Below are 2,239 nucleotides of genomic sequence, written 5' to 3' on the forward strand. Positions count from 1 at the left end.
GCACGGGCGCGTGGGGCGGTGCTGGGCGGCGATCGTGGGCACCGGCCGGCGGTGCCGCCCTGTGCTGGCGCTGCGGCGCGAGTGAGGCGGCGGGCGGCAGAGCAGGCGGCCCACCGGCTGATATTGGAGGTGGAGGCGCTACGGGCGGAGGGCGTCACCACGCATCAGGGACTGGCACGGGCGCTGACCCAACGTGGTGTGCAGACGCCTCGCGGTAGGGACGTGTGGACCCACACCACCGTCGCGCGGGTGCTCGCCAGGGCCGCATCCAACGTAACTGGTTCTCCTTGACCGCGGACCTGACGGAGGCCTGGGGTTACTGCCGCTTCGGCGTACAGGAGTGATGCTGCGACGCGCGGCTGGATCGTGCGCTGTGAAGCCGTCCAGGCCAGCTAATCGGCAGGGTCATCCCCAGGCTGGCCCTCTCGGGGCGCCCCCGGTGCTAGCCTTAGCCGACTGCGGGTTCCGGCTTCGCCGCCGGCGATCTCGCGAAGCTGCGTCGCGCAGTCGTCCAGCTCAGACGCTATGGTCAGCTGCCGGGGTGTTAGCGTCTCTGCGAGTGTCGGGTCACTTCGTTCCTTGGGCAGCGGCTGGGTGATCCGTTGGACGGAAATGGAGCCGTCCGGGAAACCTGCCCACCAATGCCAGAAAGACTGGCCATCGCCGTGGCCGTGAGCGGCCCAAGCGGCTTCCTCATCTAGAGAGTCCATCATCGCGTTCAGTTCGTCAGGCGGCAGAGTGTGGGCGCCACGCCAGATTGCGTCCAAGAAGGCCGCTTTGACGCTCTCGAGGCCTCGGACCACGGCCGAGCTCGCAACAGTCCCTTGGACCGTCACGAGGAATAACGCCTCCGTTCCTGGCATCTTCCTGCTGTGTCCCTCGTCGGTCATACCCGCTCCATATTCCCCTCCCTATACTGAATAGAACTGCCGAAAGAGTATGAGCTGCCAGCAACTCGGCGGACGATGGAGCATCTGGCCCGCTCTTTGGAACCCAGGGAACTGAACCGAGTGACTTCCGGCTCTACGAACCTCGCCCTTTGGAGATGGCGCCGGGTGCCGAGGGAGGCTTGGCCCGGACGCCTCTTCCTGAGACCCTGGATGTTCCTCTACGAGGTATAAATGAGCGTCGTCGCAGCATTCCTCTATCAGAACGGCAGGCGGGTTCGGTCCGTTTCGATCGACGAGCCGACGCCGTGCGTGGGCACCCGCTCCGAGTTTGTCTGGATCGGACTGCTCGACCCCACTGAGCAGGAACTGCTCGTCTTGCAGGACAAGTACGGACTGCATCCCCTGGCTGTGGAGGACGCGTTCAAGGCGCATCAGCTTCCCAAGGTGGATGTCTACGGCGACCAGCTATTTGTGGTCGCACGCACAGCCTTTCTGCAGGACGACCACATTCGCTACGGCGAAACGGCGATCTTTGTTGGCAAGCACCACATCATCAGCGTTCGCCACGGCTCGGCGCGCGACCATATGGAGTTGCGTCGCCATCTGGAGGCCTCCCCAGACCTGCTGGCGCAGGGTGTGGACTACGTGCTCCACGGGGTGCTGGATTTTGTGGTGGACGGCTACCTACCGATCGTTGAGGCGATCGAGGAGGAAGTGCTCGCGATGGAGCAACGGGCGCTCGCCGTGTCCCTGGGCCGCGACGAGGTTGCCCGCATTTTTCGGCTGCGGCGCGAGATGATCCGCTTCGGGCGCGTTCTGGGCCCGATGAGCGAGGTGTGCAGCAAGCTGGCCCGCCTGGACATGCCCTGCGTGGATGCCGAGACGCGTCCCTATTTCAGCGACGTCCTGGACCATGTCCGGCGGGTGCAGGGCATGGTGGATGGGCTGCGGGAGGTCCTCACCTCGGTGTTCGAGGTCAGCGCGCTGCTGGAGCAACAGCGTCAGGGTGAGATCACTCGCCAGCTGGCAGCCTGGGCCGCGATCCTGGCCGTACCCACGGCGATCGCGGGCATCTACGGCATGAACTTTGAGAACATGCCGGAGCTGAAGATGACCTACGGCTACTACGTGGTGCTCGCGGTGATCGCTGCGCTTTGCGTGACCCTCTACGTTCTCTTCCGGCGCGCGAAGTGGCTTTAGGTCAGCCGTTCAAGCCTAGTCCGCACAATGTCCAGCTCCGAGAGAAGTCCTCGTGCGGCCTAAAGATCGATCAAAGTATAGCCGGCGTAACCCCCGCGGGCTATCTCCTGCTCCGCCTCGCAGGGGTGTTCACGACCGATCAACGGTCG

General features: G+C 64.6%; 1 protein-coding gene. It reads left to right on the plus strand.

Annotated elements, in window-relative coordinates:
• Positions 1–1,121 precede the first annotated feature (1,121 nt).
• Positions 1,122–2,090, plus strand: a complete 969-nt coding sequence (corA, locus tag ACLIBK_RS25470) for a magnesium/cobalt transporter CorA (RefSeq protein WP_415390104.1) — start codon at positions 1,122–1,124, stop codon at positions 2,088–2,090.
• The last annotated feature ends 149 nt before the right edge of the window (positions 2,091–2,239 follow it).

The organism is Roseomonas sp. BN140053 (genome assembly GCF_047690175.1).
In the GTDB taxonomy this organism is placed as follows: domain Bacteria; phylum Pseudomonadota; class Alphaproteobacteria; order Acetobacterales; family Acetobacteraceae; genus Roseomonas.

Bases quoted from the DNA above. Each gene is read 5' to 3' on its own strand.
- corA (WP_415390104.1), top strand. From the start codon at position 1,122: ATGAGCGTCGTCGCAGCATTCCTCTATCAGAACGGCAGGCGGGTTCGG.